The following is a 16,018-nucleotide window of genomic DNA, read 5'->3' on the forward strand; positions in this document are numbered from 1 at the left end:
GTGCGTACGGCTAATTTCTCATTTTGTTCCTGATGTAGCCGTAACACATACTAAGTGGGATATTTGATGAATGTGAGCCTCTACAAACAAAACCTGCTCTAATGGTTTATAGACAAAAATCCCCTACCAGTGATAGGGTTGTCAGCTGCTCAAGCTAAACACTGTAATTCTCTAGGTAGTTTTGCATGGTACTGGATATATCTTCTTTGCCGTTGGCATTTCAATTTACTTCTCCAGGGCCGATTTTGGTGAAAATCGGGCCATTAACTATCCGTTGGTATGGCTTGTTAATTGCTACGGCGGTGTTAGTTGGTGTCAGCCTTTCTCAGTACTTGGCAAAGCGCCGTAATGTGAATCCAGAATTGCTGAGTGATTTGTCAATTTGGCTGGTGCTGGGGGCAATTCCCGCCGCACGAATATATTATGTTTTGTTTGAATGGGCGGAATATGCCAAGCATCCCGAAAAAATTATCGCTATTTGGGAAGGTGGTATTGCCATTCACGGTGCAATTATTGGTGGGACGATAGCAGCTTTAATTTTTGCCAAACTCAAGCGGGTTTCTTTTTGGCAATTAGCAGACTTGGTTGCACCTTCCCTAGTTTTAGGACAAGCAATTGGAAGATGGGGTAATTTCTTTAATTCGGAAGCTTTTGGTCGTCCTACGAATCTACCTTGGAAACTTTTCATTCCATGCAGATTTGATCCAGCAAAAAACCTCTGCCTTGGTCGTCCTTTACAATATCAAAGTTTTGAATACTTCCATCCCACTTTTTTGTATGAATCACTGTGGGATTTAATGGTGTTTGCCTTGCTGTTAAATTTATTTTTCCGCAGTGTCTCTGGCAAGCTAAAGCTGAAAGTAGGTACGTTAATTATGGTTTACTTAACAGCCTACAGCACTGGTCGCTTTTGGATTGAAGGTTTACGCACAGATAGTTTATTGCTAGGGAATCTGAGAATTGCCCAAATTGTGAGCTTAACAGGTATTATCGCAGGTTTAGCAGGTTTAGCTTGGCTATATTTTCGTAAACGTCCGTTACCGGATGTGGTTGCTTCGAGTGATTAGGAAAAGGCTGAAGGGGGACAAGGGAGACAAGGGGGATGACTCAATTTAAAACTCCTTATCCTCTCTGCGTCTCTGCGGCTCTGCGTGAGAGAATTCCTTACGCAAAATAAAAAATGCCCCAGATTTGACTCTAGGGCTTAACCAGGGTGCATCTACCATTCCATTCTTCTATCGTTAGAGGGTTAATCCGGAAGGATACTGAGAAAATGCCAAGAAATTTTTGAAAAAAGATTTTTATTACGGGTAAATACGGAAAAGTAATTGAAGTTTTTTGTATGGAAACTCAACTAAATTTAATAAAACCAGCAGTTTATATTGTGGGGGCAGGGCCGGGAGACCCAGATTTATTAACGGTTAAGGCGCAAAAACTCCTTTCTAGGGCAGATGTAATTTTATTTGCTGATGCTTTAGTTCCCGAACAAATATTAAATCTGTGCCGCCCAGATGCAGAAATTATTCCGACTGCGGATAAGACTTTGGAAGAAATTGTATCGCTGATGGTGGAACGGGTGCGATCGCAGCAGAAATCTCTTGTCCGTCTCCACTCTGGCGACCCCAGTCTTTACAGTGCTATTCACGAACAAATGCAAATGCTGGCTGAGGCGGATATCCCCTTTGAAGTCGTCCCAGGAATTAGCGCCTTTCAAGCAGCAGCCGCCAAACTCAAGGTAGAATTAACAGTCCCCGGTTTAGTTCAAACTATCATTCTGACGCGCATCAGTGGACGTACAGAAGTCCCCACCACAGAAGAGTTAGCCAGCCTCGCCGCCCATCAAGCTAGTTTATGCCTATATTTAAGTGCGCGTCACGTCGAAAATGCCCAAGCCAAATTACTCGAACATTATCCCAGCGATACACCTGTGGCTATTTGCTTTCGGCTAGGTTGGCCTGATGAAAAAATTCGCGTGGTTCCCCTTAACCAAATGGCGGAATGCACCAAAACAGAAAATCTGATTCGCACCACACTTTATGTAATTAGTCCGGCACTAAAAGCAACAGACGGGCGATCGCACTTGTACAATCCTGAATATCATCATTTATTTCGTGCTTAACCCTGTCATATCGTGTCCGGTAAAAGACTTATCATCAAGACCGCAGGGTGCAGGAGGAGAAAGAGTTTCGTCTTTCTGCTTCTTCTCACTGCGTAAGTCTTAAATTACTTTTGTTTCTTTTCATCTAAAGCTTTTTGTATTGCATCTCTATAAAATTGGGCGGGGTAATCTTGAGCCTTAACCTCGTCCTTCATTTCTTTGCTGACACGAAAGCTAGGGCGTGTCATCAATTAAGCCAAATAAAGGAAAAAGGATGGAAAACATAATATTCCCATCCCCTCGGAAAATAAACAACCAACCAAATAGTAGAGAAGGAGAACAGTCTAAATAAAATACTAATTCCGCATTAAAAAATCGAAAAAGTTGCGGTTAAAAGTGGTAAAACGAAAACATCCAAAACAATCAATCAGCTATGAGCCTACCTCCAAATTTCGCTAGATAGAGTGGGCTATTTTCGCCCACCTAAGCTTATTCAGTCACTAACAAGGTTTACCCAGCAACTATTTCTACGTTGCCTTTTTTGATTGCTTCTAGTGCTTCACCTTCCGCATCTTCTTGGCGCTTTTCTTTCTCGTCTTGCGCTTGTGCTGTGGTGGTGAGTTTCTGCACTTGTTCATCGCTTTCCAGGATACCAAACTCAATCAACAAGTCTTCTAACTCGTCCATCTCTAGAGGAGTTGGAACAGCCATAAAGTCGTTGTTGATAATCTTTGTAGCGAGTGTGCGGTATTCATTCGCTTGGTTACTTTCGGGTGCGTACTCGTTCACTGTCATCCGACGTAATTCAGCGTGTTGAACGATGTTGTCACGAGGGACGAAGTGAATCATTTGAGTGCTAATTCTTCTCGCCAATTCACTAATTAAGTCCCATTCACGGTCTGTTTTACGGCTGTTACAAATCAAGCCACCCAAACGCACACCACCAGAGTGGGCATATTTGAGAATACCGCGAGAGATGTTGTTAGCCGCAAACATCGCCATCATTTCACCAGAGGTAACGATGTAGATTTCTTGCGCTTTGCCCTCACGAATAGGCATGGCGAAACCACCACACACAACGTCACCTAATACGTCGTAGGAGACGAAATCTAGGTCTTGATAAGCGCCGTTTTCTTCGAGGAAGTTGATGGCAGTGATAATACCACGTCCCGCGCAACCTACACCGGGTTCAGGGCCACCAGACTCCACGCATCGGATATCACGAAAACCATTGATAACGACTTCTTCGAGTTCCAGGTCTTCGACTGCGCCTTTTTCGGCGGCTAGGTGTAGTACTGTGGTTTGGGCTTTACAGTGGAGGATCAAACGAGTAGAGTCAGCTTTGGGGTCGCATCCCACAATCAAAATTCGCTTACCCATTTCTGCCATTGCAGCGAGGGTGTTTTGAGAGGTGGTAGATTTACCAATACCACCTTTACCGTAAAAAGCTATCTGTCTAATTCTTTCGTCGGACATGATGTAGTCTCCTAGTAGTGTGTGAATTTGTGTGGGTCTGCGATGTGAAGAGTTCGGACGATGTAGAACGTCGCTGGGGGCGATCGCTCTACGCCCACAACCGTTAAAATCAAATACATATTCAATGAAGTGAAAAATCTGAAGTGTTTTCGCCTTTGGCGTTTGTGTGGGATAGTATGAAGTCTAAAAAGTGTTGTCCTTCCCTACTCCCCACTCCCTATTCCATATCCTAAACAGTCGCTACTACTTCCCCAATTCTGCTAATGTCGTAGCCACCAAGAACTTCTAACTGTGAGTGAACCACGCGATGTCCCAAGGTACTCAGCAATTGTTGTATGGGTGCTTCTTCGAGATATTCTTTGAGAATTACTAAGTCGTAGCGTGATTGATGTAATGGGATAAATCCTAACCCAAAGGTGGCAGCGACGGATGCGGTACTAATACCTGCATCGGCTAAACCTAATGCGACAGCTTGGGCAACATCTTGATGGCTAGTAACGATTTGGTCAAATCCTTTGACAGCATCAAATGATATCTGCGCTTCTTGCAGTTTGCGTTCTAACAGCATCCGGCTTCCCGCACCAGGTTCTCGATTAATAATGGTTGCTTTAGCTTTAACTAAATCAGATAATGTTTCCCAGCCTTTGGGATTACCAGATTGTACTAATAATCCTTCTTCCCATAAACCAAGGGTAATGACTACTGCTGACTTGTCGGCTAAAACTTCCCGCACAAACGGAACATTATGTTCGCCTGTTTTAGGATCATACAGGTGCATCCCGGCAATGTGGGCTTCACCTCTGCATAAACTGTGTAATGCAGCCATGCTGTTGGCAAAGGTAAAATGGACTCGCAACTGCGGATGCCAGCGTTCGGTAGCCCTTGCCCAGAGTGAAATTACAGGGGAACAACCAGCAATTACTACTGTATTGTGTAGTGCTTCGAGATTGTCATCTAAAAGCCTAACTTTAAATTTATCTGCACCCACTTGCTTTTCCGCCTCACCGTCAGCAGGTGTCATATCTTGACGAAATGCGTCTTTTCCCACTAAGGGATAAGCTATCCATTGTCCGCCGACTCTCGCTAGGCTAACGCGCAGAGGTTGATTAATTGTGACAGGTTTGGCGAGAGTTGCTTCAATTTCCGGTAAATCTTGCTCTAACCAGAATAGATCCTCTACTTGACAGCCAAGGGCTTTCGCTAGTTTCAAGGTGATGGCTACAGAAGGAGCATACTGCCCTGACTCTACACCACTAATAGTTTGACGAGTTACCCCAGCAATATTAGCTAAATCTTGCTGGCTCATCCCTAAGCGGGTTCTAATTGACTTCAAGTTATTACGGAGGTCGCTATCCTGCTTCATTGGCTTCCTTTTTTCTCAAATTTACAAAGCCGGAGCGGATTTACCTGTATCTGTGCTTGCAAAAGGCTTGCTTTGTCTTTTACTTTGCCCTTTCGTTTCCCTCTACAGAAAGAATAACATACATCTTGCTAGTTTTCTTGCGAAAAAGGAAAATATTTTGGCGTTGAGTTAGTTTTACCTGCTAAAAGAGGAAAGCAAAAATATAAAAAGTTCATAACATAAGCTCTTGAGCATTGTTCGATTAAATATAAAATTTCTAAAAATCTGAATTACACTCCCAAATATTTACCAACTTATTTGGTGAACGGCAGCGATCGCTACAGTTTTTATTTTTAGTTTGGGTTTTGATGCTGTTTAGGCAGGTAATCTCGCTAGTGAAGAATATACCAACCGATATTGTGACAGGGATTAAGCGATCGCACCTTTAACTATTCAATATCCCTTCCTGCAAGATTTTAGAGGCAAGCAAGTATGATTACCGAAGAAGATTTGGCACAGCAATTTGCGACTATTGTCGAACATACTCATCCTAGTGCATGGGAAGTTATTCGCCACTGTTATGTGAAAGTCAACAACCCCCAATTCCAATATCTGCATCCGAGTTATTTTCACAAACGATATGTGACTGTTTATTGTCCAGATAAGCTAATGAGTGCTGTCCTCACGCAAAAAAATCTACTACGAGAAGTCGCACAGTATTTGGGACTGGTGGAAGTTGTGTGCTTGAATGCTACCAACTTAGTACGAGACCCTATGTCTCAACTTAAACACACGCATCCGCAATTATGGTTAGATTTATTATGGATTTTGTCAACTAAACATGAAAGTTAATTCTCATAATTTCATCTGAAAAACTTCTGAATTAGCTCTTGAGATAGATGTTTTTTCAGATGCGATCACCTGCTTTCAAATATGACTTGATGTAGTAGAGAATTACCCATAATAAAGGGCAGATTAACTGCCCTTTATTTGCTGTATTGATAAACTGATGTAAATTAATTAATCAATGGCAATCATCACATCAGTAGCTTTTACAATGGCATAAACTTGTTTACCTTCAGCGAGTTGCAGATTTTCCGCCGATGATTTTGTAATAATTGCTGTTACTTCTACGCCATTGGCAATTTCTACGGTAACTTCTGTATTGACACTGCCAACTTCGACTTTTTTAACTGTTCCTTTTAAAGCATTCCGCGCACTGACTTGCATTTTATATTGCTCCCTGGTTCGGTATTATTGACAGATTCAATATAGCATTTACTATCTTCAAAATTTAGCAATATTAGGATTATCACTCTTTTTTAACCATATTTTTATATTTATCTTATCTCTGTAATTTATACCAATAAAGTTGAAAAATTAAATAAATAAAGTTGGTAATTTAGCTGTAAGATTATCTTTGAAGACTGAGTCAGGAGTTACGCATCAAAATTTTCTGTGGGGATTGGGTGTGAGGGTGAAAGGGTATGGGGTGTAAGGGTTTTGGATACTTACACCCTTACACCCTTATACCCCTGCACCCTGTTATAAAACCTTATTTTTTCGTTTTTTTGCGTAAGTCGTAAGTCCTATGAGTGTAAGAATTTCAGGATATAGGGGTGTAAGAGCTTTTCATCACCTATACCCCCACACCCTTCTTCCCCGCAGGATGAATATTTTCTGGGGTTGTTAACATTCCCACACAACTTTACTGGGCAAACTTTTAAACTATCCTTAACCCATGATAAACTAGCTTTACCAACTTTATTGGTTTGGTATATACTTTTACCAACCTACTGGTGTAGTTAAGTTTAGGTGTGAGGCTCATGAATAGTGTTTTCCGCAGCGCAGTATGGATCAGTCCAATACTGCTACTTGCTAGTGTCGTTACGACTCAAAAGGCATTAGCCAATTCTGTGATTCAATCTCTAGATGAATTACAGGCAGAAAGTATCAAGTTAAGTTCACCACAACTAAAAGATCATCTGGTTGCTCAAACGGAAACTGAAGTCAATCAAACCTCTGTATCAGAATTAACGCAAGAAACTGATAATTCCGATACTATGAATCAAGTAACATCCGTATCGCAACTATCAGATGTCCAACCAACAGACTGGGCATTTCAAGCACTACAATCTTTAGTTGAACGATATGGGTGTATTGCAGGTTATCCCGATAGCACCTATCGGGGTAATCGGGCGATGACGCGGTATGAATTTGCGGCTGGGTTAAATGCTTGTTTGGAAAAAATTAATGAATTAATTGCCACAAGTACCGCCGACGCTGTGAGAAAAGAAGACTTAGAAACCTTACAAAAGCTGCAACAAGAATTTGCTGATGGTTTAGTTGAGTTGCGTGGCAGAATTGACCCATTGGAAGCACGCACCGCCGAACTAGAAGCCAATCAATTTTCCACCACAACCAAATTATCTGGGGATGTAATCTTGACCTTTGGTGGTGTGTATGGTGATGAAAAAGCTTTAACTTCCGATGCGTGGCGAACTATCAATAATACCCCTGGTGGAAGTAGAGCCGCTATAGAAGCCGCAGCCTACAGAAGTGCTGGCGGACGCGACTTGGAAGATAACACAATTTTTGCTGACCGGGTGCGAATCATCTTTGATTCCAGTTTTTATGGTCAAGACCGCTTGCGTGTGATTTTGAGAGCAAATAATACTCTGGCGTTCAATGCCACAAATCAAGTCTCTGGAACAAATATGACGCGCTTGGCTTGGGATACCACTCTCGAACCAGATAATAGTTTTGGCTTGGCTAAGTTATTTTATAACTTCCCGATTGGGGATAAGTTAAATGTGACTGTTGATGCTGTTGGCGGTTCGTTTTTTGATAATTTCAACACCGTTAACCCCCTATTTTCAGCTGCAACGACAGGCGCTATATCGCGGTTTGGTCGTTTTGCACCCATTTATCGTGCAAGTAACTCTGGTCTGGCGGTTGGTAGAGGTTCTGGTGTCAGTGCTATCTTCAAGCTGAGTGATGCTATTACTTTGTCAGGTGGTTATATAGCGAGAAATGCCGAAAATCCTCTGGATGGTAGAGGTTTGTTTGATGGGAGTTATGGCGCGTTAGGACAAGTGGCGTTTCAACCAAATAAAGATTTGACTCTGGCTTTTACTTACGCCCATTCTTACTTTAGTGCGGTTGATGGTAATGGCGTTGCAACTGGTGATGTGAATGTCTCTGGTTCCGAAGGAAGTGCGTTTGCGAATAATCCTTTTGGAACAACTGCAATTCCTATTGCCACATCAGCTAATCACTACGGCATTCAAAGTAGTTACAAGTTGAGTAATAAATTCATCATATCTGGTTGGGTGGGTTACACACAGGCGATCGCCGAAACCAATTCTGGAAGAAACTCTGTCACCAATACAGTCAATAGAGGCGATAAAGCTGATATTTGGAACTGGGCTGTAACTCTCGGATTTCCCGACTTGGGTAAAAAAGGTAATGTCGGTGGGATTATTTTTGGTCAACCGCCAAAGGTGACAAGCAATGATTACGGGCCACGCACTTTGACTGCGACAAGTGCGCGTCGGGAAGATAGCGATACTTCTTACCATTTAGAAGCTTTGTATCGTTATCAAGTTAATAGCAATATCTCAATTACTCCAGGGTTTATCATTCTGTTCAACCCCGAACACAACCGCAACAACGACACCATCTATGTCGGTACAATTCGGACAACTTTCCGGTTTTAGATATCTTTGCTAAACATTTTTAGTTAAGTTGTTTGAGTACTCAACTGCTCAAACAGCTTTTTCATTCTATTCGCACTAAAATCTCTAACCATGTGCAGAAGATCAGTGGTGTACTCATATCCTAATAATTAGGATAGTGATAGATTAGTCTGTACAACAGGTTTTCAAGGTCAAAACTTGTTGAATTTTGATAGCGATCGCCAAAGTTAGGTTCTCTGGTTAGAAAATCTTCTCAACTAAGGTTTTAAGCGTTTGTTAAAAAATCAGACCGATATTATGGTAGGCGATCGCTTTGGTTAAGGTAACTTATTCTTCGTCAGAATGAGTAGCCGCTAACCGTTGTTCTTTCAAGTTTTGCAACTGCTGTAACAGAGAATCTACCTCTGCTTCCAGGTTCTTAAACTTGGCTTGCTGATCTGCTTGATAATAGGACTTGTTTAGTTCGTTAACTAAAGCAGCTTGGGATTTACGTTCTGAAACACTAGATGTAGACATCGCTTATTAAATAGATACACAACTCAACTCACACCAATATTAAATATTATAGTAATGTCGGTTTAAGGTTTGTTAAATGATTGTATAGTTTTAATCACATCATTTAATAGATTGTGAGTTTTGTGATAAGTGACGGCGATGAATACTGGAGTGTTCCAAAGTTTCGCACTTACGCACCAAGTTTGTCTGTTGAGGATGGGTGTAAGGGTGTGGGGGTATAGGGGTGTAAGCCTTTCAGCCTCACCGAAACCCTTGGTTTTTCCTCTCACTCTTAAATCATCAAAAACATAGATGTACAAAGGCTGTATGGTAAACTAACAATCTGCACGAAATAAAAAAATCTCAAAAACTACACCAAACAAAGATAATATTTTTCTGGAATACATGGAAAAAGAAAGCTTAACTTTGGCTTTCCTATCCATAATTTATCAATCTTTAGTGAAAAACTGTTAAAACCTGTGACTGTGAGCTTGTCTGTTGCTAAATCTCATCGCCAACCTTGGCCCGGACTGATAGAAGCCTACCGTGAGTACTTACCTGTCAGTGACACAACGCCTGTTGTTACCTTATTAGAGGGTAATACGCCTTTAATTCCGGTGCCGGCGATCGCAGAACGCATTGGCAGACAAGTGAGTGTATTTGTCAAGTACGATGGCCTCAACCCCACCGGCAGTTTCAAAGACCGGGGAATGACAATGGCTATTTCTAAAGCCAAGGAAGCAGGCGCAAAAGCCGTAATTTGTGCCAGTACTGGTAACACTTCCGCCGCCGCCGCAGCCTATGCTAAACGTGGTGGGATGAAAGCCTTTGTCTTGATTCCTGATGGTTACGTTGCTTTGGGCAAATTGGCACAAGCGTTATTGTATGGTGCAGAAGTTTTAGCAATTAAAGGTAACTTTGACCGCGCCTTAGAAATTGTCCGGGATATGGCGGAAAGTTACCCCATCACCTTGGTCAATTCCGTTAACCCTTACCGTTTAGAAGGACAAAAAACCGGAGCCTTTGAAGTGGTTGATGCTTTGGGTAACGCTCCCGATTGGCTATGTATCCCAGTGGGTAATGCGGGAAATATATCAGCATATTGGATGGGTTTTTGTCAATACCACCAAGCAGGTAAATGCGATCGCCTGCCCAAGATGATGGGATTCCAAGCCGCAGGTGCAGCACCCTTAGTCAACGGTCAACCAGTCGCTCATCCCGACACCATCGCCACAGCTATTCGGATTGGAAATCCAGCCAGTTGGGATAAAGCGATCGCCGCGCAAACGGCGAGTCAAGGAAGTTTTGCTGCTGTTACTGATGCAGAAATTCTCGACGCTTATCGGTTATTGGCTGCATCCGAAGGTATTTTCTGCGAACCAGCCAGCGCCGCTTCTGTGGCGGGATTATTAAAAGTCAAAGACCACGTACCCACAGGTGCAACAGTGGTGTGTGTGCTGACTGGTAATGGTTTGAAAGACCCTGATACAGCAATTAAGCACAGTAACAGTCAATTCAAGCAAGGTATTCCCGCAGAACTAAAAGATGTAGCCACTGCAATGGGATTTTAAAAGTCTGTTGTTGGCGATATGCGATCGCTTTCTAATCAACTAGAACCCCAGCTTTGTAAAAAAGTTGGGGTTTTATTATCATTCGTGGTCTAGAATCGTTTCTATATTTTGCCTAGCGTGGAGAATGCGTATAATCTCAATGCTTTCATCTCGCTCACAATAAAAAATTAGATAGCTTTTAAATCCTTTAACAACCCACTTACGTAAACCATGTAAACGTGAGTTATCCAAAGGATAACGACTACCCATTCCAGGCATTCTAGCTAACTGTGCAAAAGTTTCTCTTATGGAATCAAAAAATATAAGAGCTGTTTCGGGGTTTTCTTGAGCAATGTACGCAAAACACTCATCAATGTCTAAACTAGCTTTGGGTCTAATGACTATACGTTTTGCCATTATTGGTCTTCATACAGGTTATTTGTTAGGTACGTGCGTTTTTGCTCCCACCATTCATCATTAACTTCTATTGCTTCTCCACTTTCAAGTCCAGCAATTAAAAGTTCTTCTATGTGTTCTTGTGTCTGGCGTTTTTGCTCTTGACCAATCAACTCTTGTAAATACTCGCTTACCGAACTATAGCCACCTTTAGTAACTTGTTCTTCCACAAAGACTTTCATAGATTCAGGTAAGGAAATATTGATACTGCTCATAACTTTGGTAGTTCAGTTGAACTTTCTTCTATGTTATCAGGGTTCTTAGAGGTTGCCTTTAGGAGAACTTTGGCGATCGCAGCATGACATTTTCTACAAGGGTGATCAATTCAAAATTATGTAGGTGAAAAATCAAACCTATTCTTTACGATAGATATACCCTGGCGGGAAATTGTGCTTCAGAAAAATTTATGAATATTTTTATACAAATAGCGTTGATTCCTTGTAATCATAGCGATGCTGGGCAATCGATGTTGTTATGGCTGCATATTGTATCTAATAGTTTGATGGCGATCGCCTATTATTCTATTCCCTGCACGCTACTATATTTCATTCAGCAACGCCGCAATTTACCATTTAACTGGATTTTTTTGCTGTTTGCTTTATTAATGGTCAGTTGTGGCACAAGTCACTGGATAGAAATTTGGACACTTTGGCATCCTATATATTGGCTGAGTGGCGGGATGAAAGCGATCGCGGCTGTAGTATCACTATACACAGCATTAGAAATGATACGTTTGGTACCACAAACACTGGCATTTCCTAGTTCCGCACAACTAGAAGCCATAAACAAAGAACTAGAGCGAGAAATTAGCGAACGCCAAAAAATAGAAGCAGCTTTGCGATGCAGTGAAGAACGTTGGTACTTGGCTGTGGCTGGTACGAGTGAGGCGATTTGGGATTGGGAAATACAAACTAATCAAACTTATCGCTCAGAACGTTGGTATGAGATGTTGGGATATGAAGATCATGAATTAAGCAATGAGGATGATGAATGGAGTAAACGCATACATCCTGATGACTATGCACAAGTCATAGCCGCTCAAACAGCTTATTTATTACAACAAACCCCAGATTATAACGTTGAATATCGATTGCTCCGCAAAGATGGTAGTTACGGATGGTTTAGATCACGCGCCAAAGCCGTTTGGGATGGGCAAGGAAATCCTGTGCGGTTGGTTGGTTCATTGGGAGAGATTACAGACCGCAAACAAGTAGAACTCGCTTTGCAAGAACGAGAAGCAATGTTGCGGCGAATTGGCGATAACTTACCGAATGGGGCAATTTACAAAGTCATTCGAGAATTAGATGGTAGCGATCGCTTTTATTATCTGAGTGCTGGAATTGAAAACATCATGGAAGTGAGCGCCGCAGATGCACTGAAAGATGCCAGCCTACTCTATCGTCAATTTATCCCAGAAGACATCCCCCGACTTTATAACGCTGAGAATGAGTCAAAACAGCATCTCAGTATTTTTGATATTCAACTGCGAATCTGCACACCCAGTGGCAAATTGAAGTGGTGTCATTTTCGTTCCTCGCCACGTCGATTGGAAGATGGTCGCATAGCTTGGGATGGCATGGTAGTTGATGTTACAGAACTTAAACGCACTGAAGAAATACTCCGCAAAAATGAAGCTTTGTTAGAAGAAGCGCAGCGCGTTGCTCGTTTGGGTAACTGGGATTATGATCTTGCCACAGGTAAAATTAGCTGGTCAAAAGGGCTGTTTGAACTTTTTCGACGAGACAGTAAACTCTCACCCCCCAGCTATGAAGAAAATTTACAACTATATCACCCCGAAGATCGAGAAAAATTAGACCAAGCTGTTAAGCGTGCTATCTCCACTGGTGAATCTTACAAACTAGTGATGCGTGCTACTAGAACTGACAATGTTGAAATTTATGTTGAGGGGATTGGCTATGCCGAGTTTAATAATCATGGAGAAGTAGTCCGTCTTTACGGTACGGCTCAAGATATTACAGAACGCAAGCAAGCAGAAGCCGCTTTACAAGCCAGCGAACGTAGATTTCGTGGCATTTTCAACAATTCATTTCAGTTTATCGGGCTGCTGAGTGTTGATGGAACTTTGCTAGAGGCAAATCAAACGGCGCTCGATTTTGCAGGAATCAAGCCGGAAGACGTAATTAATCAACCATTTTGGGACACACACTGGTGGACAATTTCACCAGAAACTCAAGAGCAACTTAAACAGGCAATTGCTTCAGCAGCTCAAGGACACTTTGTCCGCTATGAAGTGGATGTTTTGGGAGCAAATAACCAAGTAGCAACAATTGATTTTTCCTTGCGTCCACTCCAGGATGAAACTGGCGAAGTTATTTTGTTAATTCCTGAAGGCCGAGATATTACTGAACGACAAGCGGCATTACGCGATCGCATTCAAGCAGAAGAAAAATTGCGCCGTAGTGAAGCACAGCTAAATGCTGCCCAGCATATCGCCCATGTTGGCAGTTGGGAATGGAACTTGGGTGATGAACAGCAAATTTGGTCAACGGAAACCTTTCTGATTTTTGGTCTTTACCCAATTCAACCAGCACCAACTCAAGCAGAATTTCTGCAAATGGTTCACCCAGATGATCGGCCGGTTTTAAAAGCCCATTTTTTAGCGGCAATTGTCGATGCAGCCCCAATTAACGTGGAATACCGCATTATTCGACCTGATGGCTCAATGCGCTACTTGGAATCAAAAGCAGAGGTAGCTTATGATACAAAACATCAACGAGTTAAGCTATTTGGAGCCATTCTCGATATTACAGAACGGAAACAAGCGGAATTAGAAATTATCAAGAGCCGTGATTTGCTCGAAGCCATTTATAACGAATCAGCTGATGCTCTGTTTTTGGTTGATCCCGAAACACTATTAACTATTGACTGCAATTATCGAGCCGTAGAATTATTTGCGGCACGATGTAAAGCTGATCTGATTGGAATTGAAGGAAAAAACCTGCACAAACGACCGTTGAGTTCTCAGGAGTTAGCTGAGATTCTGGCAAAAATGAATCAGCAAGGATTTTGGAGCCAGGAATTTGAGTACGTTACGCAGCAGGGCAATTGTTTTTGGGGAAATATGGCAGTTAAAAAAATTCAAGTTGCCCAGCAAGTGATGAATTTGGTACGAGTGACTGATATTAGCGATCGCAAACTAGCAGAAGCAGCATTAACCAGAAGTGAAGAACAACAGAGACTGACATTAGAATTTACCCGAATTGGTACTTGGTATTGGAATCTGCAAACAAATGAAGTTATTTGGAACGACAACCATTTCCGCTTACTAGGCTTAAACCCAGAAACATCAGCAGCCGAATATCAGTTATGGCGGGATGCTGTTCATCCAGAGGATATAGAACAAGTTGAACAAACTGTCCTCCAGGCTTTGGCAGATCATACTAATTTTGAGATAGAATACCGGATCATTCTTCCCAATGGGAAAATTCGCTGGTTGACAGGAAAAGGACACGGAATTTACGACACAGAGGGTCAGCCTATCCGGATGTTGGGTGTAATTATTGATATTAGCGATCGCAAACTAGCAGAAGAAAAACTCAAGCAAGCCGAATTGCAATATCGCACTGTAGTTGAACAGATTCCGGGCGTAGTGTACACATCACCAATCACAGGTAGTTCGGAATTTGCCTACATCAGCCCCCAAATTCAAACATTACTCAATGTCCCAGCACAAGAATGGGAAGCAGGTCTGTGCAATAGTTGGGTCAACTTCGTGCATCCACAAGATTACCCATTTGTCTCACAAGCAGTTCAAACAACACTTGCAACAGGAGAGCCTCTCAACATTGAATATCGGATGATGACTCAAGATAACAAAGTCATTTGGGTACAGGATCAGGCGCGTTTAGTCTTAGCACCTGATGGTAAAACTCTAATTTTACAAGGATTTGCATTTAATATTAGCGATCGCAAACAAGCAGAACAAGCACTGCAAGAAAAAGAAAATTTTTTACGCAGTATTTACGATGGTGTCGCCCAGGCAATTTTTGTGGTTGATGTTGTCGATGATGATTTTCGTTATGTCGGTTTGAATACTGCTCACGAAGAACTCTCAGGCCTGATTTCAGATGATGTGCAAGGTAAAACCCCAGAACAGTTGCTTCCTCCCACTGTGGCGACGAAAGTAAGACAACATTATCAAAATTGTCTCAACGCAGGCACTACTATTACTTATGAAGAATGTTTACCATTTAAAGGCCAAGAAACTTGGTGGTTCACCAGCCTAACTCCCTTAAGAGACAATAATCACCGTGTTTACCGCATTGTAGGGAGCTGCATTAATATCACACAGCAGAAACGCGCTCAACAAATGCTAGAACTACAAGCAGTCATTACGCGCAACATGGCTGAAGGAATATGCTTGGTTCGCGCCAGCGATGGAATTATCGTTTATGCCAATCCTAAGTTTGAGAAAATGTTTGGTTATAAAACTGATGAATTAACTGGTTTACATATCTCAATTATCAATTATGCCAAGGATCACGCGGCAGCTGAAGCCGTGAATCAGGCAATTTGTGCAGCTGTTTTAGAACATGGCGAAGCCAGCTATGAAGTCCACAATGTGAAAAAAGATGGCACACCTTTCTGGTGCAGTGCTACAACTTCTATGTTTGAGCATCCTGAGTATGGACAAGTTTTCGTTGCGGTTCACCAAGACATTACCAAACAAAAGCAAGTCCAAGAGCAACTCAAAGCATCTCTGAAAGAAAAAGAGGTTTTACTTAAAGAAATTCATCATCGTGTCAAAAACAATTTAGAGGCTATTTATAAAGTAAATCTAAAGGCGAGTAGGAGGGGATGACGGCAAGAATTAAAATACCTGATATGCAGTGTATTTACGTAATTGCTTATGGCACGAAAGTCTTATCCCACAGACTTAAAT

12 protein-coding genes are annotated in these 16,018 nt (G+C 42.0%); 6 read left to right on the forward strand and 6 right to left on the reverse strand.

The genetic code is table 11. The annotated features are described in order from the left end of the window. Positions 1–185: 185 nt before the first annotated feature. Together lgt and cobM are read left to right on the forward strand one after the other, a co-directional pair. On the forward strand, positions 186–1,067 hold the full coding sequence (lgt, locus tag H6G75_RS22395) for a prolipoprotein diacylglyceryl transferase (RefSeq protein ID WP_190982188.1): 882 nt from the start codon (positions 186–188) through the stop codon (positions 1,065–1,067). A gap of 275 nt (positions 1,068–1,342) precedes the next feature. After that, positions 1,343–2,119 carry a precorrin-4 C(11)-methyltransferase gene (gene cobM / locus H6G75_RS22400; RefSeq protein ID WP_190982189.1) on the forward strand — a complete coding sequence of 259 codons (777 nt, stop codon included), beginning with the start codon at positions 1,343–1,345 and terminating at the stop codon, positions 2,117–2,119. Positions 2,120–2,608: 489 nt separating this feature from the next. Here cobM and nifH read toward each other — a convergent pair whose 3' ends face one another. Together nifH and H6G75_RS22410 are read right to left on the reverse strand one after the other, a co-directional pair. Continuing rightward, positions 2,609–3,574, reverse strand: coding sequence for a nitrogenase iron protein (nifH, locus tag H6G75_RS22405; protein WP_190982190.1), 966 nt, complete (start codon positions 3,572–3,574; stop codon positions 2,609–2,611). A gap of 229 nt (positions 3,575–3,803) precedes the next feature. After that, positions 3,804–4,937 (reverse strand): substrate-binding domain-containing protein, encoded by a 1,134-nt coding sequence (locus tag H6G75_RS22410; RefSeq protein WP_190982191.1) that lies wholly within the window; start codon positions 4,935–4,937, stop codon positions 3,804–3,806. Positions 4,938–5,408: 471 nt separating this feature from the next. Between H6G75_RS22410 and H6G75_RS22415 the strand changes: the two genes are divergently transcribed. Next, positions 5,409–5,768, forward strand: coding sequence for a hypothetical protein (locus tag H6G75_RS22415; RefSeq protein ID WP_190982192.1), 360 nt, complete (start codon positions 5,409–5,411; stop codon positions 5,766–5,768). Positions 5,769–5,936: 168 nt separating this feature from the next. On the opposite strand, the gene H6G75_RS22420 is transcribed toward H6G75_RS22415, so the two are convergent. Beyond that, positions 5,937–6,146: a molybdopterin-binding protein gene (locus H6G75_RS22420; protein ID WP_190686711.1), complete on the reverse strand. Its 210-nt coding sequence runs from the start codon at positions 6,144–6,146 to the stop codon at positions 5,937–5,939. A gap of 596 nt (positions 6,147–6,742) precedes the next feature. On the opposite strand from H6G75_RS22420, the gene H6G75_RS22425 reads away from it, so the two are divergent. After that, entirely contained in the window at positions 6,743–8,635 is a 1,893-nt protein-coding gene (locus H6G75_RS22425; RefSeq protein WP_190982193.1) for an iron uptake porin, read from the forward strand. A 306-nt stretch (positions 8,636–8,941) separates the two neighbouring features. On the opposite strand, the gene H6G75_RS22430 is transcribed toward H6G75_RS22425, so the two are convergent. Next, complete coding sequence (locus H6G75_RS22430) at positions 8,942–9,130, reverse strand: hypothetical protein (protein WP_190592130.1); 189 nt, start codon at positions 9,128–9,130, stop codon at positions 8,942–8,944. Positions 9,131–9,588: 458 nt separating this feature from the next. Between H6G75_RS22430 and thrC the strand changes: the two genes are divergently transcribed. Beyond that, positions 9,589–10,680 carry a threonine synthase gene (thrC, locus tag H6G75_RS22435; RefSeq protein ID WP_190982194.1) on the forward strand — a complete coding sequence of 364 codons (1,092 nt, stop codon included), beginning with the start codon at positions 9,589–9,591 and terminating at the stop codon, positions 10,678–10,680. Between the two features lie 78 nt (positions 10,681–10,758). Here thrC and H6G75_RS22440 read toward each other — a convergent pair whose 3' ends face one another. After that, positions 10,759–11,076: a type II toxin-antitoxin system RelE/ParE family toxin gene (locus tag H6G75_RS22440; protein ID WP_190982195.1), complete on the reverse strand. Its 318-nt coding sequence runs from the start codon at positions 11,074–11,076 to the stop codon at positions 10,759–10,761. Continuing rightward, positions 11,076–11,330, reverse strand: a complete 255-nt coding sequence (locus H6G75_RS22445) for a type II toxin-antitoxin system ParD family antitoxin (RefSeq protein WP_190982196.1) — start codon at positions 11,328–11,330, stop codon at positions 11,076–11,078. Before H6G75_RS22445 ends, H6G75_RS22440 begins: the two co-directional genes overlap by 1 nt. Before the next feature lie 191 nt (positions 11,331–11,521). Between H6G75_RS22445 and H6G75_RS22450 the strand changes: the two genes are divergently transcribed. Beyond that, positions 11,522–15,937, forward strand: coding sequence for a PAS domain-containing protein (locus H6G75_RS22450; RefSeq protein WP_190982197.1), 4,416 nt, complete (start codon positions 11,522–11,524; stop codon positions 15,935–15,937). Positions 15,938–16,018: the final 81 nt, after the last annotated feature.

The organism is Nostoc sp. FACHB-280, assembly GCF_014697615.1.
Taxonomy (GTDB): domain Bacteria; phylum Cyanobacteriota; class Cyanobacteriia; order Cyanobacteriales; family Nostocaceae; genus Nostoc_B.